Source organism: Clavibacter michiganensis subsp. tessellarius, assembly GCF_021922985.1.
GTDB classification, from domain to species: domain Bacteria; phylum Actinomycetota; class Actinomycetes; order Actinomycetales; family Microbacteriaceae; genus Clavibacter; species Clavibacter tessellarius.
The window spans coordinates 2,924,378-2,951,067 of the sequence record NZ_CP040788.1; the positions used below are offsets into that span (position 1 = coordinate 2,924,378).

A 26,690-nucleotide genomic window follows, 5' to 3' on the forward strand; every position below is an offset into this window, starting at 1 on the left:
CCCGTGCCCGTGCCCGTGCCCGGACGCGAGACGGCCCGACCCCCGCGAGGGGATCGGGCCGTCCGATGGAGCGAGCGGTGCCTAGGGCGCGAGCCGGTTCGGGCCGCGGAACAGGTACGTGACCTCGCGCAGGTTCGACTGGTGCAGCAGCAGCATCAGCACGCGGTTGAGGCCCATGCCGAAGCCGCCGTGCGGGGGCACGCCGTAGCGGAAGAAGTCGAGGTACGAGCCGAGCTCCTCGGGGTCGAGGCCCTTCTCGCGGGCCTGCGCCTCGAGCACCTCGACGCGGTGCTCGCGCTGGGCGCCCGTGGTGATCTCGACGCCGTTCCAGATGAGGTCGTAGCTGTTCGTGATCGACGGGTCCTCGGCGTTCCGCATGTGGTAGAACGGCCGGATCGACGACGGGTAGTCCGTGAGGAACACGAACTCGTGGCCGAACTCCTCCATCACGTGGGCGGCGATCTGGCGCTCGCCCTCGGGGTCGAGGTCGTCGTCGGCGCGGTCGATCACGTGGCCGCGCTTCGCGACGATGTCCTTGGCCTCCAGCAGCGGGATCCGCGGGAACGGGATGCTCGGCACGGTCACCTCCACGTCGAACAGCTCGCGGATCTCGTCGCCGTGCTTCTCCTTCACCGCGGTGAGCGCGGCGACGATGAGCTCCTCCTGGAGGCGCGCGACGTCCTCGTGGCTCTCGACCCAGCTGATCTCCGCGTCCACCGACGTGAACTCGGTCGCGTGGCGGGAGGTGAACGACGGGTCGGCGCGGAACGCCGGGCCGACCTCGAACATCTTGCCGAAGCCCGCGGACTGCGCCATCTGCTTGAAGAACTGCGGGCTCTGCGCGAGGTACGCGACGCCGTCGAAGTAGTCGACCTTGAACAGCTCGGCGTTCGACTCGGAGGGCGTGGCCATGAGCTTGGGGGAGAAGACCTCGATGAAGTCGTGCTCGACCCAGTAGGTGCGCAGCGCGTGCACGAGCGTGGTCTGCACGCGGAAGATCAGCGAGTTGCGGGGCGCGCGGAGGTCGATGAAGCGCCAGTCGAGGCGCTTGTCGATGGAGGAGTCGGCCGCGATGGGCGTCTCGGGGATGGCGGCGCCCGCGATCTCGATGCCGGACAGGCCGATCTCCAGGCCGCCGAGCTTGACGCGCTCGTCGTGCTTGAGCGTGCCGGTGGCGGTGAGGAACGTGCCTGCGGCGAGGCCCGAGATGGCGTCGGCGGTCGCGTCCTCGTCGCCCTGGCGCTTGTAGGTGAGCTGCACCGCGCCGGACTCGTCGCGGAGGATCACGAACTGGATCTTCTTCTGGTCCCGGACGGTCTCGACCCATCCGGAGACGGCCACGTCCCCGTCGTCGAGGGCGGCCAGGTTCTTGATGAGGGTGCGTGAGGTCACGGTCGTCGAGTCTATCCGCGCCGCTGTCGGACCGGTCGCCCCGCGGGCCGCCTAGCCTGGTGGGGACGGCGCCGCGCGCGCGGCCGCCGCACCCGGTGCAGGGGAGACGCCATGCAGATCGACCTCAACAGCGACCTCGCCGAGTCATTCGGCCGCTGGACCCTGGGCGACGACGACGCGATGCTCGCCATCGTCTCGAGCGCGAACGTGGCCTGCGGGTTCCACGCCGGGGATCCCCTCGTCATGCTGCACGCGCTCGAGCGCGCGGCCCGGGACGGCGTCGCGGTCGGGGCGCACGTCGCCTACCGCGACCTCGCGGGGTTCGGCCGCCGCGACCTCGACGCCTCGCCCGCCGAGCTCACGGGCGACGTGCTCTACCAGCTCGCGGCGATCAGCGGCATGGCCCGCACGGTCGGCGCGCGCGTCTCGTACGTCAAGCCGCACGGCGCGCTGTACAACCGCATCGCGCACGACCCCGTGCAGGCGCAGGCCGTCGTGGACGCCGTCGTCGCGCTGGATCCGACGCTCCCCGTGCTCGGGCTCCCCGGCTCCGAGATCCTCCGGCTCGCGGCGGACGCCGGGCTGCCGACGCGCGTCGAGGCCTTCGCCGACCGCGCCTACACGCCCGAGGGCGCGCTGGTCTCCCGGCGGCAGGAGGGCGCGGTGGTCCACGACCCGGCCGAGGTCGCGGCGCGCTCGGTGCGCATGGCGACGGAGGGCACGGTCGTGGCGGTCGACGGATCCGTCGTGCGGCTCGACCCCGACTCCATCTGCCTGCACAGCGACACCCCCGGCGCCGTGGGCCTCGCCCGGGCCGTGCGCGCGGCCCTCGAGGAGGCGGGCGTCGAGATCCGCCCGGTGCCCGACGCGGACGAGCGCTCCCTCCCGGCCCGCGACCGGCGCGCCCTGTGACGCTCCGGCTCCTGCCGTGCGGCGACGCCGCCGTGATGCTCGACCTCGACTCCCTCGACGAGGTCCTCCGCCTGCAGCCCGTGCTCGACGCGACCCGGCCGCGCGGCGTCGTCGACGTGGTGCCGGGCGCGCGCAGCATCCTCGTCACGGTGGATCCGCGCGTGCTCCCGCTCGCCGCCGCGCGCTCCTGGGCGCTCGCCGCCACGCCCGAGTCGGAGGCGGGCGCCCGCGGCGGCGCCCCCGTCGAGATCGAGGTGGTCTACGACGGCGAGGACCTGGCCGACGTCGCCGCGCTCCTCGGCGTCGACGCGCGCGAGGTCGTCGCGCGGCACACGGCCGGCACCTGGACGGTCGCGTTCGGCGGCTTCGCGCCCGGATTCGGGTACCTCGCCGGGGTGCCCGGCCTCGAGGTGCCGCGCCGCACGTCGCCGCGGCCGCGCGTCCCGGCGGGCGCCGTCGCGCTCGCGGGCGAGTTCAGCGGCATCTACCCGCGCGCCTCCCCGGGCGGCTGGCAGCTCATCGGCACGACGCGGGCGGTGCTGTGGGATCCCGAGCGCGAGCCGGCGGCGCTCCTGCAGCCCGGATCGTCCGTGCGCTTCCGCGAGGTGGGCGCGTGACCGGGCCCGCGCCGCTCGACCCGGCGCCCGCCCGCCGAGGACGCCGCGCCACGGCCGCCGCCGCGCCCGCGCTCGTCGTCGAGCGCACCGGCCCGCTGATGCTCGTGCAGGACGCCGGCCGCCCCGGCCACGGCGGCATCGGCGTCTCGCCCTCCGGCGCCCTGGATCCCCGGGCCCTCGCCGACGCCAACCTCCTCGTCGGCAACGCGCCCGGTGCCGCGGGCCTCGAGATCGTGCTCGGCGGCGCCGTGCTGCGCGCGACCGCCGCCGTGTGGGTGGCCGTGACGGGAGCCGTCGGCCCGCTCACGCGCACGGTGGGCCGCGCGGCGCGCCCCGCGCCCTACGCCCGGGCGATGCTGCTCGACGCGGGCGACGTGCTCGAGGTCGGCACGGCCGAGCGCGGCATCCGCTGGTACCTCGCCGTACGCGGCGGAGTGGACGTGCCGCCCGTGCTCGGATCGCGCGCCACCGACCTGCTCTCCCGCGTGGGACCCGCGCCGGTGGCGGTCGGCGACGCGCTGCCCGTGGGATCCGCCGTCGCGGGCCCCGTCCCGCCCGTCGACTCCCTGGCCGTCTCGGCGCCCGCCGACGGCGAGGTGGTCCTCCGCGTCGCGCCGGGCCCGCGTCTCGACTGGTTCGTCGACGGATCCTGGGACGCCCTCCTCGACGGCACGTGGGAGGTCACGGCCGAGGCCGACCGCGTGGGCGTCCGCCTCGACGGCCGACCCCTCGAGCGGCGGGTCGCCGGCGAGCTCCCCAGCGAGGGCGTCGTCACGGGCGCGCTCCAGGTCCCGCCCTCGGGCCGTCCGATCCTGTTCCTCGCCGACCACCCCATGACGGGCGGCTATCCGGTGATCGGCGTGGTCGCGCGCGACGACGTCCGGCTGGCGGCGCAGCTGCGCCCCGGCCAGCGCATCCGTCTCGTGTGAGCGGACGCGCCGACCGGGGCGCGGGTGGGGCGGCGGAGCGCGCGTGGATCAGTAGCCGTAGGTGCCGTACCGCTGCATGACGCCCACGAAGGCCTCCAGCCACTTCACGGCGCCGACCAGGAGCACGAGGAAGGTCAGGGCGGCCCAGACCCAGATCGGGGACAGCGCGCGGCCCGGCGAGCCCTCGATGCGGCGCCGGACGATGACGGACCGGCCGATCACGTAGACGCCGCTGCCGAGGAAGGTCCACGCCCAGTGGAAGGGGCGGACGATGCCGCGTCGCCCGAGGTCGCGCCAGTCGAGGTAGGCGATCAGGACGCCGACGCCGTAGACGAGGAAGCTCACGAGCTGCAGCACCACCATGCCGAGGTCGGGCATGATCGGCCCGCGGTCGTACGGCGACGCGGGGATGGCGCTGCGGAAGTCGGCGCTCGACGCGAGGATCAGGGAGACCACCGGCAGCGCCGCCAGCACCCAGATCGCCCAGGTCCACGGCGACGTGCCCGCGGGCACCTTCGGCGGCGGGGTCGGGGCGCCGTAGCCGGCCGGGGAGTAGGGCTGCTGGGCGTACGGCTGCTGCGAGCGGGGCTGCTGGGCGTAGGGCTGCTGCGAGTACGGCTGCTGCGCGTACGCGGGCGGCGACGCGACCGGCGGCACGTGCGCCGTGGCCGGCGCGGTCGCGGCGTCCGCGGCCCGCTCCCCGGATCCGGACGCGGTCTCCGACGCCGACGCGCCCGCGCCCGCCGTCGGCGCGTCCGTCAGGTGGTCGGTCCAGCGGGTGCCGTCCCACCAGCGCAGGCGGTCGGATCCGGCGGGGTCCGCGTACCAGCCCGCGGGCGTGGAGGGTGTTCCGGTCGAATCAGTCACGAGGTGCTCCTAGGAGAGAGGTGCGGGATGCCGTCGGGCGTCGACGCGCGCGGGCGATGGCGCCGGAGGTCAGACTACCGACGCCCGTCGGGCGTCGCACCGACCCGCGCGGCCCCCGTCCCGGACGCGTCGAGCCGCCGGGCGAGGTAGGGCGCGGTGCGGCTCCCGGCCGTGTCGGCGACCTCGCGCGGGGTGCCCTGCGCGACGATGCGGCCGCCCTGGTCGCCGCCGGACGGCCCGAGGTCGATCACGCGGTCGGCGTCCGCCACGACGTCCATCTCGTGCTCCACGACGACGACCGTGTTGCCCGCGTCGACGAGCCCCTGCAGCTGGCGGAGGAGCAGCACGACGTCCGCCGGGTGCAGCCCGGTCGTCGGCTCGTCGAGCAGGTAGAGGGTGTGGCCGCGTGGGGCGCGCTGCAGCTCGGTGGCCAGCTTGATCCGCTGGGCCTCGCCGCCCGACAGCTCCGTCGCGGGCTGGCCGAGCCGCAGGTAGCCGAGGCCCACGTCGCGGAGCGTCGCGAGCGCGCGGGCGGCGAGCGGCACGTCGGCGAGGAAGCCGTGCGCCTCGTCCACCGTCATGGCGAGCACGTCCGCGATCGAGCGTCCGTGGTACTCGATCTCCAGGGTCGCCGGCTCGTACCGGGCGCCGTGGCACGTGGGGCACGGTCCGTACGAGCCGGGCAGGAAGAGGAGCTCGACGGTCACGGACCCCTCCCCCTGGCAGGTCTCGCACCGCCCGCCCGCGACGTTGAAGGAGAACCGGCCGGCGCCGTATCCGCGCGCCCGCGCCTCGTCCGTCGCCGCGTAGGTGCGCCGCACCGCGTCGAACAGGCCCGTGTAGGTGGCGAGCGTCGAGCGCGGCGTGCGGCCGATGGGGCGCTGGTCGACCGCGACGAGCCGGTCCACGGCCTCCGCGCCCTCGACCCGGGCGATGCGCGCGGGCCCCGAGGCGTCGTCGGCGGGCTCGCCGTCGCCCGCGTCCCCGGGCTCGACCACGACGCGGTCGGGTGCGAGCGACGCCCGCAGCAGGTCCGGCAGCACGCGGCTCACGAGCGTCGACTTCCCGGATCCCGAGACGCCCGTCACCGCCACCATCACGCCGAGCGGGATCTCGATGTCGAGGTCGACGAGGTTGTGCAGCGTCACGCCCGTGGCGCGGATGCTGCCGACGGGCGTCCGCGGCGTCCGCTCGACGCGCGCCGGCGCGAGGTCGGGGAAGAGGTGCGGCCGCGTCGCCGATCCCTCCACCTCGCGGAGGCCCTCGACGGGACCGCTGTAGACGACGGATCCGCCGGCCTGCCCCGCGCCCGGCCCCACGTCCACGATCCAGTCGGCCCGCCGCACGACGTCCATGTCGTGCTCCACCACGAACACCGAGTTGCCGGAGTCGCGCAGCTGCTCGAGCACCTCGAGGAGCGGCTCGGCGTCGGCGGGATGCAGCCCCGCGGACGGCTCGTCGAGCACGTAGACGACGCCGAACAGCCCGGACCGCAGCTGCGTCGCGAGCCGCAGCCGCTGCATCTCGCCGGGCGACAGCGTCGTGGTCACGCGCCCGAGGCTCAGGTAGCCGAGCCCGAGGTCCACGAGCACGGCGAGGCGCGCGACGAGGTCGGTCGTGATCGTCACGGCCACGTCGCCCATGCCGTCCGTCGGCGCGATGGCCGCGGCGAGGTCCGCGAGCGTGAGCGCGTTGAGCTGCTGGATGCTGCGGCCGGCGAAGGTCACGGCCAGCGCCTCGGGCGTCAGCCCGCTGCCGCCGCACCGCTCGCACGTGCCGGAGACCATGTGCGCGAGCGCGGCCTCGCGCAGGCGCGGGCTCGACGAGTCGGCGAGCGTGTGCAGCACGTAGGAGCGCGCGCTCCAGAAGCGCCCGTTGTAGGGCTTCGCCACGCGGTCCCGCTGCGGCGTGATCTGCACCACGGGCTGCTCCTCCGTGAAGAGGATCCAGTCCCGTCGCTCCTGCGGCAGCTCGCGCCACGGCACGTCCACGTCGTAGCCGAGGGCGATCGCGATGTCGCGCAGGTTCTTGCCCTGCCAGGCGCCGGGCCACGCGGCGATCGCGCCGTCGCGGATCGACAGCGACGGATCCGGCACGAGCGACGCCTCGGTCACGGTGTGCGCGACCCCGAGGCCGTGGCACACGGGACAGGCGCCCGCGGCGGTGTTGGGGGAGAAGGCGTCGGAGTCGAGCCGGCCCTGGCCGGCGGGGTAGGCGCCCGCGCGCGACATCAGCATCCGCAGGGAGTTGGAGAGCGTCGTCACGGTGCCGACGGTGGAGCGCGTGCTCGGCGCCCCGCGGCGCTGCTGGAGCGCGACCGCGGGCGGGAGGCCGGTGATGCTCTCGACGTGCGGCGTCTGCTCCTGCCGGATCAGCCGGCGCGCGTACGGCGCGACCGACTCGAAGAACCGGCGCTGCGCCTCCGCGTAGACGGTGCCGAACGCGAGCGACGACTTGCCGGATCCGGAGACGCCCGTGAAGGCGACGATGCGGTCGCGCGGGATGTCGACGTCCACGTCGCGGAGCGTGTTCTCCGATGCCCCGCGGACCCGGACGAATCCGTCCGAGCGGTCGTCGGCGGCGGATGCGGGCGGGCGGATCTCGGAGGAAGGCACCTGCTCGACCCTAGGCCCGCGCGTGCGCGACCGCGGGGTCGGTGCGCTCGCCGCACGGAGGTGGTAGCGGTCCCCGGGCGCGCGGCCTGCGCCGCGCACCCGGCCGACGGGTCAGGACAGGGCGGCGCGCGCCTCGGTCAGGGTGGGGAAGTCGCCGACGTCGCGGCCGAGGCGGTCGGTGACGTGGAAGCCCACGCCCCACCGCTCCTCGCTCATGCCGGCGAATTCGTCGCCGCGTCGGGCGACCCAGAGGCCCGCGGCGACGGGGGACCAGCTGATGCGGGGGACGTGCGTCTGGCCGGGTGCGGCCTGCGTGAGAGCCATGGCTCCTCCTTCATCGCGGCTCGTCGTCGAGCTCGCGTCATGTCGTCCGCGGCGTGGATGCGCGCCGTCGGAGGGGTGGGAATTGACTGTATGCGCACTAACGGCTAGCGCGCATGGTTTTCGGCGGATCCGCAGGAACGCGGGCCCGAACGGGACTCCGCGGCCCGCGACGAGCGCGGCGAGCGAGGTCCCGAGACGCCCGAGGGCCGTCCGCGCCGAAGCGCGGACGGCCCTCGTGGTCGCGACGGGATCAGCCGCGGATGTACGTCTCCAGCTCCGGGATGCGGAGCTTCGCGAGGCACTTCTTCTCGATCTGGCGCACGCGCTCGCGCGTCACGCCGAGCTGCTGGCTGACGTACGCGAGCGAGCGGGGCTCGAGGCCCGCGAGGCCGAAGCGCATCCGCACGACCTCGGCGTCGCGCTCGGCGAGCCCGTCGATGAGGCGCGTGACGTGCGCGGCCATGAGCTGCTGCGTCACCACGTCGATGGGCTGCGTGACGTCGGCGTCCTCGATGAGGTCGGCCATCTCGGTGTCGCCGTCGCCGCCGCTGCCGCCCACGAGGACCTGCAGCGACATGGGCTCCTGCGCGCGGTCGAGCAGGTAGCGCACCTTGGTGACGGGCGTGTCCGACTCGCGCGCGATCTCCTCCATGGAGGGGTCGCGGCCGAGCTCCACCGCGAGCTCACGCTGCACGGCGTTGATCCGGTTGATGTGCTCCACCGTGTGCACGGGGATCCGGATGGTGCGGCTCGTGTCGGCCATGCCCCGGGTGATGGACTGCTTGATCCACCACGACGCGTAGGTCGAGAACTTGAAGCCGGCCTGGTAGTCGAACTTCTCGACCGCCCGGACGAGGCCCATGTTGCCCTCCTGGATGAGGTCCAGGAACGGCAGGCCGCGGCCCGTGTAGCGCTTGGCGATGCTCACGACGAGGCGCAGGTTCGCGTTCACGAGGTGCTGCTTCGCGCGCATCCCGTCCTGGGCGAGCGTCTGGTACTCGCGGCGCTCGGACGCCGTCAGGTCGGTGCGGGTGTCCAGCACCTCCTGGGAGAGGACGCCCACCTCGATGCGGCGGGCGACGCTCACCTCCAGCTCGGCGGTGAGCAGGGGGACGCGGCCGATCTGGCGCAGGTAGTCCTTGACGGCGTCGGTGCTGGCGCCGGGCGTGACGAGCGACGGCTCGGGGAGGTCGGAGTCCGCGTACGGATCCACGGGGCCGACGGCCTCGATCGGATCGAGGGCGGAGTCGGTGCTGGTGGTGTCGGTGGCCGTGGGCCTGGTCGGTGTCATCGTCATGGTGCCCGTTCCTTCCGCGCCGTCCCGGACGGCATCGTCATGCGGGCCCGCGTCCGTTCGACGGGGGTCTCTGCGAGGTCCCGTGTGCCACGGGGCTCTCGCCGGGAGGCCGGATCACGACCTCGAGCACCTAACTTAGCGTGCGATTCCTTTGGGGCCCAAACGTTCGTATACGCATGTAATAACCGGTCGGAGCCGGTGCCGGAGCGCCGGCCCCCGCCGGTGCGCCCAATCGTATTGCGGACGAATGATTCGCGCATGGGGTTGCGCTCGCTGCTCGGCGGTTGTACATCCGCACGACACCTACACTTGACGGGTGGTCGCCTCACGAATCCATCTCGTCCGTCACGGCGAGGTGCACAACCCCGACGGAGTGCTCTACGGACGCATCCCGGGGTTCGGCCTCTCCGAGCTCGGCCACCGCATGGCCGACGCCGCCGCGCAGGCGCTGGAGGAGTCCGGGGCTCCCGTCAACCGGATCATCGCCTCGCCCCTGCAGCGTGCGCAAGAGTCCGCTGCTCCCTGGGCCGAGCGCTTCGCCCTCGAGGTCACGACCGACGAGCGCGTCATCGAGCCCACCAACCGCTTCGAGGGCTCCCGCTTCCCCTCGCCCGCCCGCATCGCGAGCTCCCCGCGGCTCTGGCCGCTCGTCGTCGACCCGGTGAAGCCGAGCTGGGGCGAGTCCTACCGCTCCATCGCGGCCCGCATGGCCGAGGCCGTCAAGGCCGCGCACCGGTCGGTGCCGGACGGCGACGTCGTCATCGTCAGCCACCAGCTGCCCATCTGGATGGTGCACCTCTCCCTCGCGGGCGAGCGCCTCTTCCACGACCCGCGCAAGCGCCGCTGCGCGCTGTCGAGCATCACCACCGTCGAGCGCGTGGGCGACCGGTTCGTCGAGACCGGCTACGTCGACGCGGCGGCCGGCCTGTCCGACCTCGCGGTCGACGAGGGGGCGGTCTGATGCCCGTCCGCCGCCGCACCCTCCTCGCCGCCGCGGGATCCGCGCTCGCCGCCGTCGCGCTGAGCGGCTGCACGCAGGATCCGCTCGCCGCCGAGTTCCGCGCGGGCGACAACAAGCGCTACATCGCGGGCGACGGCACGTTCACGGAGGTCCCGCTGGCCGACCGCGCCGCCCCCGTCGACTTCTCCGGCACCCTCTCCGACGGCACCGAGATCACGTCCGCCGAGTACCGCGGATCCGTCACGGTGGTCAACTTCTGGTACGCCGAGTGCCCGCCCTGCCGCCTCGAGGCGAAGGACCTGCAGGCCGCGAGCGAGGAGCACGCGGCCGACGGCGTGAAGTTCCTCGGCGTGAACACGCGCGACCAGGCGCCCAACGTCGACTCGTTCGACTCCACGTACGGCATCACCTACCCGTCCGTCCTCGACGTCGAGGACACGCGCATGCAGCTCGCGTTCGCCGGCACCATCGCGCCGAACGCCGTGCCCGCCACCATCGTGCTCGACCGCCAGGGCCGCGTCGCGTCCCGGGTGCTCGGGCAGATCGACCCCGGGGTGCTCCGCACGCTCGTCTCCGACACCGTCGCGGAGCCGGCGGGCTAGGTGGACCAGATCCAGGGCGCCCTCTCGGGCCAGCTCCTCGTCGCGGTGCCGCTGGCGCTGCTCGCGGGACTGGTCTCGTTCGCCTCCCCCTGCGTGCTGCCGCTCGTGCCGGGCTACCTCGGGTACATCGGCGGCATGGCCGAGGCCAAGGGCGGATCCGCCACGCGTCGCCGCCTGCTCCTCGGCACGGCGCTGTTCGTGCTCGGCTTCTCCGCCGTGTTCATCGTCACCACGCTCGTCTCGGCCACCGCCGGCTTCTGGCTCATGCGCTGGCAGGACCTCATCACGCGGATCCTCGGGGTCGTCCTCATCGTCATGGGGCTCGTCTTCACCGGGCGGCTCGGCTTCCTCCAGCGCCAGGTGAAGAGCTCGTGGCGGCCGGCCACCGGGCTCGCGGGCGCGCCGCTGCTCGGCGTCGTGTTCGGCGTCGGCTGGGCGCCCTGCATCGGCCCGACCCTCGCCGTCGTCATCTCGATGAGCCTCACCTCCGCCGACGCGGGCCGCGGCGTCCTGCTCGGCGTCGCCTACTGCATCGGGCTCGGCGTGCCGTTCCTCCTCGTGGCCCTCGGCCTCGGCTGGATGACGCGCACCGTCGGGTTCCTCCGTCGTCACATCCGCACCGTCAACCTCGTCGGGGGAGCGCTGCTCGTGCTCATCGGCGTGCTGATGGTCTCCGGCCTCTGGTCGGCGTGGATGCTCCAGCTCCAGGGGGTGATCGCCTCGTATGTCCCGGCCATCTGACCACGTCGACTCGCCGCGCCAGGCGCCGCGCCCGTCCTCCGCCGACGGCGCGCCCATCGCGCAGCCCAAGCTCGGGTTCCTCGGCACGCTCCGCTGGTTCTGGCGTCAGCTCACGAGCATGCGCACGGCGCTGTTCCTGCTCCTCATGCTCGCGTTCGCGGCCATCCCCGGGTCGCTCGTGCCGCAGCGCAGCTCCGACCCGAACGGCGTCACGCAGTTCCGCGCGGACAACCCGGACCTCTACCCGGTCCTCGACAAGCTCCAGGTGTTCGACACCTACAGCTCGGTCTGGTTCTCCTCCATCTACCTGCTGCTGTTCATCAGCCTCATCGGCTGCGTCGTGCCGCGCGCCAAGCACCACTTCGACGCGCTGCGCCAGGCGCCGCCCAAGACGCCCGCGCGCCTGTCCCGGCTGGCGGGGTACACGACGCGGACGACCACGGCGGATCCGGTCGACGCCATCCGCCAGGCCCGCGCGCTCCTCAAGCGCCAGCGGTACCGCACCCTGCTCGTGGACGACGCGTCGGCGGCGGGCGGCGTCCTCTCCGTGTCGGCCGAGCGCGGCTACCTGCGCGAGACCGGCAACCTCGTGTTCCACTCGGCGCTGGTGGGGATCCTCGTCACGGTCGGCATCGGCGGCGGCTTCGGCTACTCCGGGCAGAAGGTGCTCGTCGAGGGCCAGTCGTTCGTCAACACGCTCTCGACCTTCGACTCGTTCAACCCCGGCCGGTTCTTCGACGACTCCTCGCTCACCCCGTACCGCGTGAAGCTCGACGCGCTGCACGTCGAGTACGAGCAGGAGAACCCGAACGCCATCGGGCAGCCGCTCGACTTCACGGCCGACGTCACCGCCGACGTGCCCGGCGGCCAGCCGCAGGACCGCGAGGTCAAGGTCAACGACCCGCTCGCCATCGGCGGCACCGACATGTACCTGCTCGGCAACGGGTACGCGCCGCACGTGACCGTGCGCGACCCCGAGGGGAAGAGCGTCTACAGCGCGGACGTGCCGTTCCTGCCGCAGGACGCGAAGCTGAAGTCCCTCGGCGTCGTGAAGGTCCCGGACGGACTGCGCGAGCAGGTGGGCATGATCGGCTTCTTCTACCCGACGCTCGACGACTCCCGGACGCCGTTCACGTCCTCCTACCCGGATCTCGACGACCCCGTGCTGACGCTGAACGTCTACACCGGCGACCTCGGGATCAACACGGGAGTGCCCACCTCCGTCTACACGCTCCAGGTCGACACGCTGACCCAGCTCACGGGCGGGCAGACGGGGGTCCAGGGCCTCCGGATGGCCCCGGGCCAGACCGTCGACCTGCCGGACGGGCTCGGCACCGTCACCCTCGACTCCGTCCCGCGCTTCGTCTCGTTCGACGTGCACCACGACCCGACGCAGGGCTGGGTGCTGCTCTTCGCCATCCTGATCCTCGGCGGCCTGCTCACGTCCCTCTTCGTGCCGCGTCGGCGCGTGTGGGTCAAGGCCGTGCCGCAGGCGGACGGATCCACCACCCTCGAGTACGCGGGCCTGGCCCGCGGCGAGGACCCCACGCTGGAGGCCGCGGTCGCGGCCCTGGCGGACAAGCACGCGTCCGGCCTCGCGCCGGGCGCGATGTCAGAAGCGGAAGTTAGGCTCCCCTCGTGAACACGGCCATGCTCGACGACGTCTCCCTCATCGCGCTCCTCGTCGCGATGGGCCTCTACGCGGCCGCATTCATCGCGTTCGCCCTCGACCTCGCCCGCCGCTCGGCGCTCGTGGCCGACGCGGCCACCGCGCGGCAGCCCTCCGCCGTCGGCGCCACCGCGGCCCGCCGGGGCGGCACCGCCACCCTCGAGCGCCAGCCCGCCTCCTCCGGTCCGGACGCGCCCGTCGCAGCCGGCCGGTCGATCAGCCTCAACGTGGCCATGGTGATGCTCGTCGTCGGCTTCGTGGTGCACGCCGTCGCCACCGTGCTCCGCGGCCTCGCGGCCTCCCGGGTGCCGTGGGCGAACATGTACGAGTTCGCCATGACGGGCACGCTGCTCATCCTCAGCGTCTACCTCATCGTGCTCACGCGCCGCGACCTGCGCTTCCTCGGCACGTTCGTCACCGGGCTCATCCTCATCCTGCTCGGCATCGCCGTGGTCCAGTACCGCGTCGAGGTGTCGCCGCTGCCGCCGTCGCTGCAGTCGTACTGGCTCGTGATCCACGTCTTCGTCGCCGCCCTCGGCACCGGGTTCTTCGCGCTCGCCTTCGCGCTCTCGGGCGTGCAGCTGCTGCAGTTCCGGCGCGAGTCGCTCGCCGCCGACGCGCAGGCCGTGAAGATGCGCTTCCTCGCGACGCTGCCCGACTCCGTCACGCTGGAGTCGATGGCGTACCGCCTCAACATCGTGGGCTTCATCTTCTGGACCTTCACGCTCATGGCCGGCGCCATCTGGGCCGAGCGCGCATGGGGTCGCTACTGGGGGTGGGACACCAAGGAGGTCTGGACCTTCATCATCTGGGTGCTCTACGCCGGGTACATCCACGCGCGGGCCACGCGCGGTTGGCGTGGGTCGCGGTCGGCGTGGCTGGCCATCATCGGGTTTTCCGCCGTCATGTTCAACTTCGGCGTCGTGAACGTGTTCTTCAAGGGCCTGCACACCTACAGCGGCCTGTAGGCCCGCGGCCGCTCGAGCTCGGTCGACCGCCTCGGCGGGTTCAGCCGCGCGTCGCGAGCACGGCGTGCGTGCGGCGGATCCGGTCGAGCCACCAGTCGCGGCGGTCCGGGTCCGCGGCGTGCGCGTCGAGGAGCCGGGCGTCCGGCGTCACCCGGCGCACCGGGATCCGGCCGTCGACCGGCAGGAGCGGCTCCGCCACGACGTCCTCCACGAAGAGCGACACCGTGCCGAGCCCGCAGTCGTGCGGCAGGTCGGGGATCGCGGCCGCGAGGTGCGCGGCCATGGAGATGCCGACGCTCGTGTCGAGCGCGCTGGACACGACCACGGGCAGGCCCGCGTCGCGCGTGATGCCGAGCGCGCGGTGGATCCCACCGAGTGGCTGCGCCTTGATGACCAGCAGGTCCGCGGCGCCGGCGCGCGCCACCCGCAACGGGTCCTCGGCCTTGCGGACGCTCTCGTCGGCGGCGACGGGCACGCCGAGGTGGCGGATCCGGTCGCGCAGCTCCGCGAGCTCCTCCACCGACGCGCAGGGCTGCTCCACGTACTCGAGGTCGTGCTCGGCGAGGGCGTGGATCGCGTGCTCGGCCTCGTCGACCTTCCAGGCCGCGTTCGCGTCGATGCGCACGCGGCCCTCGGGGCCCAGCAGGCGGCGCACCTCGGCGACGCGCGCCACGTCGTCCGCGAGCACGGTGCCATGCTCGGCCACCTTGACCTTCGCGGTGCGGCAGCCGGGGAACCGGGCCAGCACCTCGGCCACGCGCGACCCCTTCACGGCCGGGATCGTCGCGTTCACGAGCACGTGGTCGCGGAGGGGCGCGGGCGGCGCGGTCCAGCCGAAGTCGATCGCGGCCTCCAGCCAGGCGGCGGACTCGGCGTCGTCGTACTCGACGAACGGCGAGAACTCGGTCCAGCCGAGCGGACCCTCGATCAGCACGGCCTCGCGCACGTCGAGGCCGCGGAAGCGCGTGCGGAGGGGGAGGGCGACGACGCGGGCCGTGGCGAGGAGGTCGTCGATCGCGGGGAGCATGGGTCCAGCCTCGCACCCGCGGACCGCGACGGCCCGCCCGCGGTCGGCCCGGCACCCGGCGCCTAGGCTGGGCGTCATGGTGAAGCAGGTCTCCGACATCCTCGATCCCACCCGCTGGCGCGACGTGCCCCTCGCGGAGGGCTTCACCGACGTCACCTACCACCACGACCTCTCGGGGCGGATCGCGCGCATCGCGTTCGACCGGCCGGAGGTGCGCAACGCCTTCCGCCCGCGCACGGTCGACGAGCTGTACCAGGCGCTCGACGACGCCCGGCAGGATCCGCGCATCGGCGTCGTGCTCCTCACCGGCAACGGCCCGAGCCCGAAGGACGGCGGCTGGGCGTTCTGCAGCGGCGGCGACCAGCGCATCCGCGGGCGCGACGGCTACAAGTACGCCGACGGCGAGACCGCCGAGGGCGTCGACCCGGCGCGTGCCGGGCGCCTCCACATCCTCGAGGTCCAGCGCCTCATCCGCTTCATGCCCAAGGTCGTGATCGCGGTCGTCCCCGGCTGGGCGGCCGGCGGCGGGCACTCGCTGCACGTCGTCTGCGACCTCACCATCGCGTCGGCGGAGCACGGCCGCTTCAAGCAGACCGACGCCGACGTCGGGTCGTTCGACGGCGGGTACGGATCCGCCTACTTCGCCCGCCAGGTCGGCCAGAAGGCCGCGCGCGAGGTGTTCTTCCTGGCGGAGGAGCACAGCGCCCAGCGCATGTACGAGATGGGCGCCGTGAACCGCGTCGTGCCGCACGCCGAGCTCGAGGCGACGGCGCTGGACTGGGCGGAGACGATCCTCGGGAAGTCGCCCACCGCGATCCGCATGCTCAAGTACGCCTTCAACGCGGTGGACGACGGCATGGTCGGCCAGCAGGTGTTCGCGGGCGAGGCCACGCGCCTCGCCTACGGCACCGACGAGGCCGTCGAGGGCCGCGACTCCTTCCTCGAGAAGCGCGCGCCCGACTGGTCGCCGTTCCCGTGGCAGTTCTGATCCGCGCGGCAGCGCTCCCGTGAGGCGCCTCGAGCGGCTCACCGCGTCCGGCGCCGACGTCGTGCCCCTCCTCCGCGCCGCGCTCGCGGGGGACGGCCCGGCGCTGCTCGCGCGCCCGGTGGACGCGCCCGCGGCCGTCGGGGATCCGCCGCCGGTCGAGGTCGAGCGACGCGTCGCGCTCGTGGTCGAGACCTCCGGCACCACCTCCCGGCCCAAGCGCGTGGCCCTGTCGTCGGATGCGCTGCTGGCGAGCGCCGCCGCGTCGCAGACCGCGCTCGGGGCGCCCGGGCAGTGGATCCTCGCGCTGCCCACCCACTACATCGCCGGCCTGCAGGTGCTCGTGCGCTCGATCGCGGCGGGCACGGCACCGGCGGTCCTCGCGCCCGGCAGCTTCGACCCGCGCGCCTTCGCGGACCTGGCCGCGTCGATGGACGCGCGCCTCGCCCGGTACACGTCGCTCGTGCCGACGCAGCTGCACCGGCTGGTCGAGGCGGCGGACGGCGGCGCAGCGGGGGACGACGCCCGCCGCGTCCGCGACGCCGTCCGCCGCCTCGACGCGATCCTCGTCGGCGGGCAGGCCACGCCCCCGCACCTCGTCGACCGGGCCGCCGCGCTCGGCTGGCGCGTGGTGCGCACCTACGGATCCAGCGAGACCGCCGGCGGCTGCGTGTACGACGGCGTGCCGGTCGCGACGGCCGAGGTCGCCGTCGTCGACGGCCAGGTCGAGCTCGCCGGCCCGATGCTCGCGGAGGGCTACCTGGGCGACCCCGGCGCCACCGAAGCGGCGTTCGGCGAGCACGACGGCCGCCGCTGGTACCGCACGGGCGACGGCGGCGCGCTCGTCGACGGCGTGCTGCGGATCACCGGGCGGCTCGACGACGTCGTGATCTCCGGCGGCGAGAAGCTGCGGCTGGCCGCGGTCGAGGAGGCGGTGCGCTCGCTCGCGGCGTGGGACGCGCGCCTCGGCGAGGCCGTCGCGGTGCCCGGCGAGCACGCGGGGTGGGGCCAGCGTCCGGTGGTGTTCGTGCTGGGCGCGGTGGATCCTCAGCTCGCCGAGCGCGTGCGCCGCGAGCTGGCCGCGCGCCTCGGTCGCGTCGCCGGGTCGACCGCCGTGCGCGGGATCCCGGAGATGCCGACGCTGCCGTCCGGCAAGCCCGACCGGCGCGCGCTCCGGGCCCTGGCCGACGCGCATCCGGCCGCCTGAGGCACCGCGGCCCCGCGCCCGGGCATGACGAGGGGCCGGATGCTCGGCACCCGGCCCCTCGCCTCTCAGGAGGGACGTCCCTCCGGAACTCTTACTTCTTGAAGACGTCCTTCACGTTCTCGCCGGCCTGCTTGGCGCTTGCCCCGGCCTGCTCCGCTTCGCCTTCGGCGACCTTGCTGTCGTCGCCGGTCAGCTTCCCGAAGGCCTCCTCGGCCTTCCCCGCGAGCTTCTCGCCGGTGTTCTGGGCCTTGTCGTCCGCACTCATGGGCGCTCCTTCGTTCGGTGGATGTGACGTCTCCGACGCTACGCCGGTCGGGCGCGGGCGTCACCCGGCTCACACCGGACGCTCGGGCGGGCGGATCCGGCCGGCCCGTCCGACAGCGCGAGCCCGGCCGGCCGGATCCGCCCGACGGCCGCATGGGAGGATGGGCGCATGGCGACCCGCACCCCCGACGCGCGCGCGAAGGGCCTCCTCTCCTGGCTGATCCTCGCGGTCGGCGTCGTCATCGCCGGCTTCACCGTGGCCATCCTCGTCGCCGCGATCGAGGCCGACGGGGTCGGCGAGGTCACCGGCACGCTCGTCGCGGGCGCCGTCGCGACGGTCGCGGCCGTGCTCGCCTTCGTGGACCAGCGGCGGAAGGTGCGCGCCACGCGCGCGGCCGAGCTGGCGGCGCGAGCGGATCCGACCGCATCGCGTGCGGGCGACGACGCCACCGCCGCCGCCGGGCCGACGGACCCCGCGGATCCGGCCCGCCCCTCCGCCGACGGGGACGCACCGCTCAGTCGATGAGCCGGAGCGCCACCAGGCGCTCCAGGGCCGCCTGCCCGGCGGGCGGGCAGCGGTCGGCGTCCGCGGACCCCACGAGCTCGAGCTCGGCGACCTCGCCCGAGGCGACGGGCTCCTGCTCGCGGTCCCGCGGCTCCGCCCGGTAGACGGTCATGCTCACGAGGCGTCCGGCGTGCACGCCGTGGGCGTCGGCGAGGACCGTGAAGAGGTCCTCGACGGTCGCGGGGTCGATGTCGAGCCCGACCTCCTCGGCGGCCTCGCGCATCAGCGCCTGCCGCGCGCCCTCGCCCGGCTCGATCTTGCCGCCGGGCAGGTAGAGCACGTCCTGGCCCTCGACGCGCACCATCAGCACCCGCCGGTCGCGGATGAGGGCCAGCGCGGAGACGCGCAGCGGCCGCTCGGAGGCGGCGCGGAGCGGGTCGTCGGATGCGGGGCCGTCGGGGCCGTCCGGCTGATCGAGGTCGTCGTCGTCATCGTCGTCATCGTCGTCGATGACGGGGAGGACGGGTCGACGGGCCGGGTCGGGGGTCGAGGTCACGGGTCTCCTACAGTCCGTCGAGGCTCGTGCGAGCCGCCCACTCGACGTCGAGCAGGGCGACGACCACGGTATCGGCCCACGCCCCCTCGACCCACCTGTCGTGCACGAGCAGGGCCTCCCGGCGCATGCCGAGGCGCGTGGCCAGGGCGAGTGCCGCCGCGTCGCGTGCGTCCGCCCGGGCCGTGACGCGGTGGACGCCGGCCTCCTCGAACAGCAGCTCGAGGATCCGGTCGGCCGCCTCGCCCGCGAGCCCCGCCCCGCGCACGTCCTCGTGCAGGACGACGCCGAGCTCGGCCTGGCGGGCGGCGGGCTCGCGCAGCCGCGCGTGCGCCTCGCCGACCACGTGGGCGGGTCGCGGACCCTGGGCCGGCAGCTCCACGGCGAGGGCCAGCCGGTCGCCGACGGCAGCGAGGCGCGTCCAGCCGAGGCGGTCGGCGAGCAGGCGCGCCGCGTCGGGTCGGGCGCCCGTCGGGGTGCCGGCCAGGTGGCCGCGCGCGCCCGGCGAGGTCGCGTAGGCGTCGACGGCGACCAGGTCGTCGGGCGCGAACGGACGGAGCACGAGGCGGGAGGTGCGGATCGGCCCGCGCACGTCGACGGGGCCGATCGCGGGCAGGTCTCCGTGCACGATGCGGCTCCGGGTCAGGGCGCCGGCGGCGTGGCCGCCCACTCGTCGGCGAGCACGGCGTAGTAGAGGCTGTCGACCCACTCGCCCTTCACGAGGTGCTCCTCGCGGAAGCGGCCCTCGAGGCGCATGCCGAGGCGCTCGGCCATGCGCGCGGAGGAGGAGTTGCGGGCGTCGAGCTGCGCGACGACGCGGTGGGCGCCGGCACGCCGGAAGGCGATGTCGATGAGGGCGCGGCTGGCCTCCGTGGCGTAGCCGCGGCCGGCGAAGTCGGGGTTCATGACCCAGCCCACCTCGAGCTGCCGCGACGGGACGTTGCGGAGGAGGAGCGACACGTCGCCCACCACGCGGCCCGACGACGCCCGCGGGTTGAGGCTCGGCTCGTCCGGCAGCTCCACGGCGAGGCCGAGGAAGTCGTGGCCCTGCTCGAGGCGGGTCTTGCGGCGGCGGTCGGCCAGGTGGCGCTTCGAGGCGGCGCGGTCGCGGAGCGGCCAGAACATGTACTCGACCACCTCGCGCCGGCGCTGGATGTCGGCGAAGTCGTCGAGGTCGTCGGCCGTGTAGGGCCGGAGCACGAGGCGCTCGGTGCGCACCGGATCCGTCATCCGGAGGGGCGCGTCGAGGCGCGGACCGCGGAGGACGCGGGGCCTCACGACGCCGAGCCCGCCTCACCGGTGCGGGGCAGCGCGACGGCGACGGGGGAGGACACCGCGGCGGGCACCTCCACGTCGAGCCCGAAGAGCGCCTGCACGGCGTCGACCACGCGGGCGCCCTCGCCCTGGCGCGCGAGCTCGCGGGCCCGGACGGACGGCTGGTGCACGAGGACGCTCACGAGGTGGCGGAGCGCCTTCTCGGTGGCCTCGGAGGAGTCGCCGCGCTTGCGGACGCGCTCCAGCTCGCCCTCGAGGACGTCGAAGATGTGGGTGCGGAGGGCCACGACCGCGGGGGCCACCTCGTCCTCGGCGCTCGCGGCGCGGAACTCGGCGGCGGCGGTGCTGACGATCTCGCGGGCGTCGTCCGTGGCGGTGAGGTCGCGGAGCGGCGCGTGCAGGCTGATGGTCTCCAGGTCGAGCAGCTCGACGCCGTCGACCGTGACGACGTCCGGATCCACGTTGCGCGGCAGCCCGAGGTCGATGACGAGGCGGCGGCGGCCGTCCCCTGAGACGGCGGCGGCGGCCTGCATGTGATGGGCGGCGAGCACGGACTTCGGCGCCGTGCTGCAGGTGACGACGATGTCGGAGGCGGCGAGCGCGCGGAGCAGGTCGCGCCCCTCCACCGCGGGGATGCCGTGGGGGCCGGCGAACTTCTGCGCGCGGCCCGAGGGGGAGTAGACGTGCACGTCGACGACGCCGCGGTCACGGAGCGCCGCGAGGCTCGCGCCGGCGTAGGCGCCCGTGCCGACCAGGAGGACGCGGGTGGCCGACCAGTCGGCGATGCGGCTCTCGGCGAGGTCGAGCGCGAGGCGGACCATGGATCGCCCGGCGCTCTGCAGGCCCGTGCGGGTCTTGACGCCGCGCGAGGTGTTGGACGCGGTCTGGAAGAGGCGCTCGAGGCCCGTGCTCGTGGTGCCGCCCGTGCGCGCGCCCTCGAGCGCGCGGCGGACCTGCCCGGCGATCTCGCCCTCGCCGACCACGACGGACTCGAGGCCCGAGGAGACGGCGAACAGGTGCTCGGCGACCGCGTCACCGCACTTCACGTCGACGCTGCCGCGGACGTCGTCGCGGTCGATGCCGCTCGCCCCGCTGACCACGTCGACCGTGGCCTCGACGGCCAGCGCGCGGGCCGCGGTGAGGGGCTCCTCGACGTCGAGGTAGGCCTCGAAGCGGTTGCAGGTGGCGAGGACGACGGCCCCCGCGATGAAGTCGTTCTGCTCCATGAGCGTGCCGGCGACGGAGGGTGCGGCCACGGACAGCTTCTCGAGGACCTCGAAGCTGGCGTTGTGATGACTCGCCGTCAGACATATGAGCACAGTCCATGGTAAACCTCCCCGCCGTGTGGTCGGGGCCGGTGAGGGTGCCCTGCCTCCCGGGGTCGGGGCCCCGGCGCCGGCAGCCTCGGCGTCCGCCTCGCCGACAGCCTCGCCGTCCGCGTCGTCCGCCGGCCCGCGTCCCCAGCCGAGCGGGCGCGCAGGCGGGGGATGCGATGATCTCCTCCGTGATCACGCCCGCATCCTCCGCCTCCGCGCCCGCATCCGCCGCCCTCCCGCTCCCCGCCGAGCACCCGCTCAACACCCGCACCGCGTCGTCGCTGCTCGTCGAGGCGTACCGCGGCCACCGCGGAGACCGCGCGCCCGTGTGGTTCATGCGCCAGGCCGGCCGCTCGCTGCCCGAGTACCGCGAGCTGCGCGTGGGCACCCGCATGCTCGACGCGTGCCTCGACCCGGAGATGGCCAGCGAGATCACGCTCCAGCCCGTCCGCCGCCACCACGTGGACGCGGGCATCTTCTTCAGCGACATCGTCATCCCGCTCAAGCTCGCGGGCGTGGGCGTCGACATCGTCGCGGGGCGCGGACCGGTGCTCGAGAAGCCCGTCCGCACCGCCGCCGACGTGGCCGCGCTGCCGGCGCTCGACCCCGCCGCGCTCGAGCCCATCCGCCAGGCCGTCGCGCGCACCGTCGCGGAGCTCGGCGACACCCCGCTCATCGGCTTCGCGGGCGCCCCCTTCACGCTCGCCGCGTACCTCGTCGAGGGCGGGCCGAGCAAGGACCACATCGCGGCCCGCGGCCTCATGCACGCGGATCCCGACGCCTGGGACGCCCTCATGCGCTGGTGCGCCGAGATCACGGGCGTCTTCCTCCGCGCGCAGGTCATGGCCGGCGCCTCCGCCGCGCAGCTCTTCGACTCCTGGGCCGGCGGCCTCTCGCTCGCCGACTACACGCAGCGCGTCGCCCCGGCCTCCGCGCTCGCGCTCGACCACGTGCGCACCATCACCGCGGCCGACGGCCGCACCGTCCCGCTCGTCCACTTCGGCGTCGGCACCGGCGAGCTCCTCGGCGCGATGCACGACGTGGGCGTCGACGCGGTGGGCGTCGACTGGCGCATCCCGCTCGACGAGGCGTCGCGCCGGCTCGGCGGATCCGTCCCCGTCCAGGGCAACGTCGACCCGGCCCTGCTGGCCGCGCCGTGGCCGATCCTCGAGGCGCACGTCCGCGACGTGCTCGAGCGCGGGACGGCGGCGCCGGCGCACATCCTCAACCTCGGCCACGGCGTGCCGCCCGAGACCGACCCGACCGTGCTCACGCGCATCGTGGACCTGGTCCGTGGCTAGCGACCCGCGGCAGGCGGCCGGCGAGGTGGACCCGACCGACGTCGTCGTGGTCGGCGGCGGGGTGGGCGGCCTCATCGCCGCCCGCGCCTGCGCCCTGGCCGGCCGGCGCGTGATCCTCGTGGAGGCGTCGCCCGCGCTCGGCGGCACCGTCGGATCCCACGTGGTCGACGGCCTCCGCCTCGACAGCGGCGCCGAGAGCTTCGCGACCCGCCGCGGCACGGTCGCCGCCTACCTCGGCGAGCTCGGCCTCGCCGACCGCATCGTGCAGCCGAACCCGGACGGCGCGTGGGTGCAGCTCGCCGAGCGGGCCATCCAGCTCCCGCGCACGGGCCTCCTCGGGATCCCGGCGCACCCGTTCGACCTCACCATCGCCACCGCGATCGGCCGCGTCGGCGTCGTCCGCGCCAAGGCCGACCTCGCGCTCCCCGCCTCCGTCGGCGCGAAGGAGCGCACGCTCGGCGGCCTCGTCCGCGCCCGCATGGGCGACCGCGTCGTCGACCGGCTCGTCGCCCCCATCGTCTCCGGCGTGCACAGCGCGCACCCCGACGAGGTCGACGCCGACTCCGTCGCGCCCGGCCTCCGCGCCGGCCTCGCCGAGCACGGCTCGCTCGGGCGCGCGGTCGCGTCCATGCGCGCCGCCTCGCCCGCGGGATCCGCCGTGAGCGGCGTCGTCGGCGGAGTGCACCTCCTCGTCGACGCGCTCGTCGCCGACCTCCAGCGCCTCGGCGTCGACGTGCGCACCTCGCTCGCCGTGGAGTCCGTGCACCGGCACCGCTCCCACGAGGGCGCCGCCGCCTTCGACGACTGGCACGTCGAGCTCGCGGACGGCCGCGGCATCGACGCCGCCGGCGTGGTCCTCGCGATCCCCGCGGCGGGACTCGTCCGGCTCTTCTCCGGCCTCGCGCCGCGCGCCGTCACCGAGGGCTGGCCCGAGCCGTCCTCCGTCGAGCTCGTCACGCTCGTCGTCCGCGCCCCCGAGCTCGACGCCGCCCCGCGCGGCACGGGCGTGCTGGTCTCCGCCGACGTGCCCGACGTGCGCGCGAAGGCCCTCACGCACGCGACCGCCAAGTGGCCGTGGCTGAAGGACCTCGCGGGCGACCGGCACGTGCTCCGCCTCTCCTACGGGCGCGCGGGCGGGAACGACGACACCGCCGCGGTCCCCGACGACGAGCTGACGGCCATCGCGGTGCGCGACGCGTCCGCGCTGCTGGGGACCGACCTCGCGGGCCGGGTCACCGGATCCGCCCGCGTGCGCTGGACCAACGCCCTCCCGTTCGCCGCCTCCGGGCACCGCGAGCGCGTGCAGGCCGTGCGGGACGAGGCGGCCGAGCACCCGGGCCTCGAGATCACCGGATCCGCGGTCGCGGGCACCGGCCTCGCCTCCGTCGTGGCCGACGCGGTCGCCGCCGCCGACCGCGTCCTCGCGCGGCGGTGAGCCTGGCGAGACCCGGCTGGCCGAGCAGCGCCCGTCCCGCCGCCCCCGACCACGCGCGTGCGCCGGAGGGATACGCTGAACGGACGTGCGCCCCACGTGCCCCCTCAACGATCGGAGATCTCCCATGAAAGGCAAGCTTCTCTTCGTCGCCGGAGCCGGTGTCGGCTACGTCCTCGGCGCCCGCGCCGGACGCAAGCGCTACGAGCAGATCCGCACGAACGCCAAGAAGGTCTGGGACGACCCGAAGGTCCAGCGCCAGGTCGACAACGCGGCCGGCTTCGTGAAGGACCACACCCCCGACGTCGCGCACGCGGTCGTCGGCGGCGCCAAGAAGGTCGTCGGCACCGTCACGGGCGGCAAGAAGGACTCGTCCGCCGGATCCACGCCCTCCAGCGCGTCCACCTCGTCGTACCCGACCATGGACCCCGCCTCGCCCGAGCCGAACGGCTCCGGCACCTCCCGCTGACCCGCCCGCCCATCCCCAGGAGGGAACCCCGCATGACGGATCAGGATCTCAATCCGAAGAGCAAGCGCTCGCTCGTCCGGCTCGTCGCCGACCTGCCGACCCTCATCGTCCAGCTGGTCAAGGACGAGATCGAGTCGTTCAAGAACGAGCTCGTCTCCAAGCTCAAGCACGCGGGGATCGGCGCCGGCTTCCTCGTCGTCGCGCTCTTCTTCGCGTTCATCGCGTTCCTGGTGCTCGTCGCCGCCGCGATCCTCGGCCTGTCCGAGGCGTTCTCGCCGTGGCTCTCCGCGCTCATCGTCGCCGGCGTGTTCCTCCTGATCACGGTGGTGCTGGCGCTGCTCGGCATCCGCTGGCTCAAGAAGGGCGTCCCGCCGACGCCCGAGGAGACCGTGGACAGCCTCAAGGAGGACGTCGACGCGGTGAAGGGGACCGGCAAGTATGAGCACTGACCGCCCCCGCCCCGTCGGCCCGCGCTCGCGCACGGAGCTGAAGCTCGACATCCAGCACACGCGCGAGGAGATCGCCGCCACGCTCGACGCGCTGGAGTCGAAGCTCAACGTGCGGCGCCGGGCGAAGGACGGCATCGCCGACCTCCGTCGCCGGATCCGCCGCACCGCGGACGAGGACCCGTTGCTGCTCGTGGCCGTCGGCGTGGGCGCGGTCGTGGTGATCGGCGGCGTGGTCTGGGCCGTGTCGCGCGCCGCGCGCCGCTGACGCCGGACCGGACGGGACCGCTCGTCGTGCCCGCGCGTCCTCGCGCCGCCGCAGATCGCCCCGCGTCGCGGATCCCGCGCACGCCGCGCGATCCCGACGCCCTCGGGCGGCATCCGCTGATGCTGCCCGGGCTCGTGGGCCTGGGCGGCTCGCTCATGCTCGTCGCGGCGTCGTTCGTCGTGGGCCATGCGCCCGCGGAGTCCGGCCTCTCGCAGCTGGCCGTGGTCGGCGGCCTGCGGGTCTCGCCGACGGCGACGGGGATCGCGTCGGCCGCTGTCGTGATCGGCGGCGTGCTCATGGTCGCCGCCTGGCTCCTCCTCGGCGCCCTCCTCCCGCGCCTGGGCGACCGCGCGATCCGCGCCGTCCTCGGCCTCTCCGTCCTCTGGACGACGCCGCTGCTCGCGAGCGTGCCCCTGTTCAGCCGGGACGTGTACTCCTACATCGCCCAGGGCCGCGTGCTCGGGGCCGGCCTCTCGCCCTACGAGCACGGCCCCGCGGTGCTCGCCGACTGGCGCTCCACGGGCGTCGACCCGCTGTGGGCGCACAACCCGGCACCCTACGGCCCCCTCTACCTCCTCGTCGAGCGCGGGCTCGGCGCCATCGACACGGCGATCAGCACCGAGGCCGCCGTGCTCGGCGCGCGCCTCGTGTCGGTCGCGGGCGTGATCCTCATGGTGTGGTGCGGCTACCGCATCGCGCGCCGGCGGCGCATCGATCCCGTGCGCGCCCTCTGGTTCCTCGCCGCTAGCCCGCTCGTGAGCTTCAACTTCGTGATCGCCGCGCACAACGACGCGCTCATGATGGGCCTCCTCGTCGCGGGCCTCCTGGCCGCCATCGACTCGCGGCCGGTGCTGGCGGTGCTGCTCGTGACCGCGGCCGTGGCCGTGAAGCCCATCGCCCTCGTGGCGCTGCCGGTCGTCGCCATCGTCCATGCCGAGATGCGCGCGCGCCGCGTCGACGACCGCGCGCCCGCCGGCGTCGCCGTGGACGGATCCGCGGGTGCGGTCGTCGGCCTCCGCGCGCCCACGCGCGACCCGCGGGTCTGGGCCGCGTGGACCGCGTCGGGCATCGCCGCGATGGGCCTCCTCGCGATCGGCGGGCAGCTGCTCGGCGTCGGCCTCGGCTGGATCTCGGCGCTCTCGAGCCCCGTGTCCGTCGTGTCCTGGTTCATGCCGTTCGGCCTCGCCGCCGGCGCGATCGGCCCGCTCGCGGACGTGCTCGGCGGACCGGGCGACGCGGTCGAGGGCGGCATCAAGACCGCGGGGATCCTCATCGGCTTCGCCGGCGCCGCCTGGTGCATCCTCACCACCCGGACGCTCTCCGGCGAGGCGCGGCTGGCGCTCGCCTTCGCCTGCATCGTCGCGATGTCGCCCGTCGTGTACCCCTGGTACGGCCTGTGGGTGCTCGTGGTGCTCGCCGTCGTGGGCATCGCGGACGGCGCCGCGATGTCGCTCGCGGTCTCCGCGACGGTCTTCCTCGTGGGCGTGAACCTGCTCGAGCCCATGGCGGTCGTGCACACGGTCGCGTCCGGCTGGCCGCGGTTCCTCGTCGTCCTCATCGCGGTGGTCGGCATCCTCGGGGTGCTCGCGCCGGGGCTGCAGGGGCTCGCGGGGACGGATCCCTTCCGCGCGCTCCGGGCGCCCCGCCACCAGTTCTCCGCCGCGCGGGTGCCGCCGGCCTGATCCGCGACGGCGCCCGACCGCGCCCGCCCGCGGCACCCGCCCGCGCGGCCCGGCGGCGCCGACCCG

28 protein-coding genes are annotated in these 26,690 nt (G+C 74.6%); 17 read left to right on the plus strand and 11 right to left on the minus strand.

The window, feature by feature from the left end:
• Window positions 1-81 precede the first annotated feature (81 nt).
• On the minus strand, window positions 82-1,392 hold the full coding sequence (gene aspS / locus FGG90_RS13915; protein ID WP_094126439.1) for an aspartate--tRNA(Asn) ligase: 1,311 nt from the start codon (window positions 1,390-1,392) through the stop codon (window positions 82-84).
• A gap of 111 nt (window positions 1,393-1,503) precedes the next feature.
• Between aspS and FGG90_RS13920 the strand changes: the two genes are divergently transcribed.
• Genes FGG90_RS13920 through FGG90_RS13930 form a run of 3 tightly spaced genes read left to right on the plus strand, consistent with a single transcriptional unit; the run spans window position 1,504 to window position 3,850 of the window.
• A complete protein-coding gene (locus tag FGG90_RS13920; protein WP_094126438.1) occupies window positions 1,504-2,304 on the plus strand; it encodes a LamB/YcsF family protein in 801 nt (266 codons plus the stop codon).
• The gene (locus tag FGG90_RS13925) at window positions 2,301-2,921 is read left to right on the plus strand and encodes a 5-oxoprolinase subunit B family protein (RefSeq protein WP_094126437.1); all 621 of its coding nucleotides are present in this window, start codon (window positions 2,301-2,303) and stop codon (window positions 2,919-2,921) included. Before FGG90_RS13920 ends, FGG90_RS13925 begins: the two co-directional genes overlap by 4 nt.
• A complete protein-coding gene (locus FGG90_RS13930; protein WP_165771352.1) occupies window positions 2,918-3,850 on the plus strand; it encodes a 5-oxoprolinase subunit C family protein in 933 nt (310 codons plus the stop codon). Before FGG90_RS13925 ends, FGG90_RS13930 begins: the two co-directional genes overlap by 4 nt.
• Before the next feature lie 48 nt (window positions 3,851-3,898).
• Here the strand turns inward: FGG90_RS13930 and FGG90_RS13935 are convergent, their stop codons facing one another.
• The 4 genes from FGG90_RS13935 to FGG90_RS13950 all read right to left on the minus strand — a co-directional run bounded on the left by FGG90_RS13935 (window position 3,899) and on the right by FGG90_RS13950 (window position 8,953).
• On the minus strand, window positions 3,899-4,717 hold the full coding sequence (locus tag FGG90_RS13935) for a DUF2510 domain-containing protein (protein ID WP_094126436.1): 819 nt from the start codon (window positions 4,715-4,717) through the stop codon (window positions 3,899-3,901).
• A 74-nt stretch (window positions 4,718-4,791) separates the two neighbouring features.
• On the minus strand, window positions 4,792-7,332 hold the full coding sequence (locus tag FGG90_RS13940; protein ID WP_094126435.1) for an excinuclease ABC subunit UvrA: 2,541 nt from the start codon (window positions 7,330-7,332) through the stop codon (window positions 4,792-4,794).
• Between the two features lie 111 nt (window positions 7,333-7,443).
• Complete coding sequence (locus FGG90_RS13945) at window positions 7,444-7,656, minus strand: hypothetical protein (RefSeq protein WP_094126434.1); 213 nt, start codon at window positions 7,654-7,656, stop codon at window positions 7,444-7,446.
• 250 nt (window positions 7,657-7,906) lie between these two features.
• Complete coding sequence (locus FGG90_RS13950; RefSeq protein ID WP_094126433.1) at window positions 7,907-8,953, minus strand: sigma-70 family RNA polymerase sigma factor; 1,047 nt, start codon at window positions 8,951-8,953, stop codon at window positions 7,907-7,909.
• A gap of 316 nt (window positions 8,954-9,269) precedes the next feature.
• On the opposite strand from FGG90_RS13950, the gene FGG90_RS13955 reads away from it, so the two are divergent.
• From FGG90_RS13955 to ccsB, 5 genes are read left to right on the plus strand one after another with little or no spacing between them, the layout of a single operon-like run.
• The gene (locus tag FGG90_RS13955; protein ID WP_086518109.1) at window positions 9,270-9,914 is read left to right on the plus strand and encodes a histidine phosphatase family protein; all 645 of its coding nucleotides are present in this window, start codon (window positions 9,270-9,272) and stop codon (window positions 9,912-9,914) included.
• Entirely contained in the window at window positions 9,914-10,516 is a 603-nt protein-coding gene (locus FGG90_RS13960) for a TlpA family protein disulfide reductase (protein WP_094126432.1), read from the plus strand. Before FGG90_RS13955 ends, FGG90_RS13960 begins: the two co-directional genes overlap by 1 nt.
• Window positions 10,517-11,257, plus strand: a complete 741-nt coding sequence (locus tag FGG90_RS13965; RefSeq protein WP_094126431.1) for a cytochrome c biogenesis CcdA family protein — start codon at window positions 10,517-10,519, stop codon at window positions 11,255-11,257.
• Entirely contained in the window at window positions 11,241-12,899 is a 1,659-nt protein-coding gene (gene resB / locus FGG90_RS13970) for a cytochrome c biogenesis protein ResB (RefSeq protein WP_094126430.1), read from the plus strand. The genes FGG90_RS13965 and resB overlap by 17 nt, the downstream gene beginning before the upstream one ends.
• Window positions 12,896-13,894, plus strand: coding sequence for a c-type cytochrome biogenesis protein CcsB (gene ccsB / locus FGG90_RS13975; protein WP_094126429.1), 999 nt, complete (start codon window positions 12,896-12,898; stop codon window positions 13,892-13,894). Before resB ends, ccsB begins: the two co-directional genes overlap by 4 nt.
• A 40-nt stretch (window positions 13,895-13,934) precedes the next feature.
• On the opposite strand, the gene FGG90_RS13980 is transcribed toward ccsB, so the two are convergent.
• The gene (locus tag FGG90_RS13980; protein WP_094126428.1) at window positions 13,935-14,921 is read right to left on the minus strand and encodes an o-succinylbenzoate synthase; all 987 of its coding nucleotides are present in this window, start codon (window positions 14,919-14,921) and stop codon (window positions 13,935-13,937) included.
• Window positions 14,922-14,997: 76 nt separating this feature from the next.
• Between FGG90_RS13980 and FGG90_RS13985 the strand changes: the two genes are divergently transcribed.
• Together FGG90_RS13985 and FGG90_RS13990 are read left to right on the plus strand one after the other, a co-directional pair.
• Window positions 14,998-15,909, plus strand: a complete 912-nt coding sequence (locus tag FGG90_RS13985; RefSeq protein WP_094126427.1) for a 1,4-dihydroxy-2-naphthoyl-CoA synthase — start codon at window positions 14,998-15,000, stop codon at window positions 15,907-15,909.
• Window positions 15,910-15,928: 19 nt separating this feature from the next.
• Window positions 15,929-17,113 (plus strand): AMP-binding protein, encoded by a 1,185-nt coding sequence (locus FGG90_RS13990; protein ID WP_094126426.1) that lies wholly within the window; start codon window positions 15,929-15,931, stop codon window positions 17,111-17,113.
• Between the two features lie 91 nt (window positions 17,114-17,204).
• Here FGG90_RS13990 and FGG90_RS13995 read toward each other — a convergent pair whose 3' ends face one another.
• Window positions 17,205-17,378 (minus strand): CsbD family protein, encoded by a 174-nt coding sequence (locus FGG90_RS13995; protein ID WP_094126425.1) that lies wholly within the window; start codon window positions 17,376-17,378, stop codon window positions 17,205-17,207.
• A gap of 168 nt (window positions 17,379-17,546) precedes the next feature.
• Between FGG90_RS13995 and FGG90_RS14000 the strand changes: the two genes are divergently transcribed.
• Window positions 17,547-17,903: a hypothetical protein gene (locus tag FGG90_RS14000; RefSeq protein ID WP_094126424.1), complete on the plus strand. Its 357-nt coding sequence runs from the start codon at window positions 17,547-17,549 to the stop codon at window positions 17,901-17,903.
• On the opposite strand, the gene FGG90_RS14005 is transcribed toward FGG90_RS14000, so the two are convergent.
• From FGG90_RS14005 to FGG90_RS14020, 4 genes are read right to left on the minus strand one after another with little or no spacing between them, the layout of a single operon-like run.
• Window positions 17,893-18,438: an NUDIX hydrolase gene (locus FGG90_RS14005; RefSeq protein WP_210433011.1), complete on the minus strand. Its 546-nt coding sequence runs from the start codon at window positions 18,436-18,438 to the stop codon at window positions 17,893-17,895. The two genes, FGG90_RS14000 and FGG90_RS14005, sit on opposite strands and share 11 nt — an antisense overlap.
• A 7-nt stretch (window positions 18,439-18,445) precedes the next feature.
• Window positions 18,446-19,063, minus strand: coding sequence for a GNAT family N-acetyltransferase (locus FGG90_RS14010; RefSeq protein ID WP_094131209.1), 618 nt, complete (start codon window positions 19,061-19,063; stop codon window positions 18,446-18,448).
• Between the two features lie 14 nt (window positions 19,064-19,077).
• Window positions 19,078-19,713: a GNAT family N-acetyltransferase gene (locus FGG90_RS14015; RefSeq protein WP_237583433.1), complete on the minus strand. Its 636-nt coding sequence runs from the start codon at window positions 19,711-19,713 to the stop codon at window positions 19,078-19,080.
• The gene (locus FGG90_RS14020) at window positions 19,710-21,029 is read right to left on the minus strand and encodes a glutamyl-tRNA reductase (RefSeq protein ID WP_094126423.1); all 1,320 of its coding nucleotides are present in this window, start codon (window positions 21,027-21,029) and stop codon (window positions 19,710-19,712) included. Before FGG90_RS14020 ends, FGG90_RS14015 begins: the two co-directional genes overlap by 4 nt.
• Before the next feature lie 173 nt (window positions 21,030-21,202).
• Here FGG90_RS14020 and hemE point away from each other — a divergent pair, with 173 nt between their 5' ends.
• The 6 genes from hemE (at window position 21,203) to mptB (ending at window position 26,624) form a co-directional block, all read left to right on the plus strand.
• Window positions 21,203-22,327 carry a uroporphyrinogen decarboxylase gene (hemE, locus tag FGG90_RS14025; protein WP_094126422.1) on the plus strand — a complete coding sequence of 375 codons (1,125 nt, stop codon included), beginning with the start codon at window positions 21,203-21,205 and terminating at the stop codon, window positions 22,325-22,327.
• A complete protein-coding gene (gene hemG, locus FGG90_RS14030) occupies window positions 22,320-23,762 on the plus strand; it encodes a protoporphyrinogen oxidase (RefSeq protein ID WP_094126421.1) in 1,443 nt (480 codons plus the stop codon). Before hemE ends, hemG begins: the two co-directional genes overlap by 8 nt.
• Before the next feature lie 124 nt (window positions 23,763-23,886).
• Window positions 23,887-24,228 carry a hypothetical protein gene (locus FGG90_RS14035; protein ID WP_094126420.1) on the plus strand — a complete coding sequence of 114 codons (342 nt, stop codon included), beginning with the start codon at window positions 23,887-23,889 and terminating at the stop codon, window positions 24,226-24,228.
• Between the two features lie 32 nt (window positions 24,229-24,260).
• On the plus strand, window positions 24,261-24,677 hold the full coding sequence (locus FGG90_RS14040) for a phage holin family protein (protein ID WP_063072416.1): 417 nt from the start codon (window positions 24,261-24,263) through the stop codon (window positions 24,675-24,677).
• On the plus strand, window positions 24,667-24,942 hold the full coding sequence (locus tag FGG90_RS14045; protein ID WP_094126419.1) for a DUF3618 domain-containing protein: 276 nt from the start codon (window positions 24,667-24,669) through the stop codon (window positions 24,940-24,942). Before FGG90_RS14040 ends, FGG90_RS14045 begins: the two co-directional genes overlap by 11 nt.
• Before the next feature lie 119 nt (window positions 24,943-25,061).
• Complete coding sequence (gene mptB, locus FGG90_RS14050; protein ID WP_165771351.1) at window positions 25,062-26,624, plus strand: polyprenol phosphomannose-dependent alpha 1,6 mannosyltransferase MptB; 1,563 nt, start codon at window positions 25,062-25,064, stop codon at window positions 26,622-26,624.
• Window positions 26,625-26,690 lie beyond the last annotated feature (66 nt).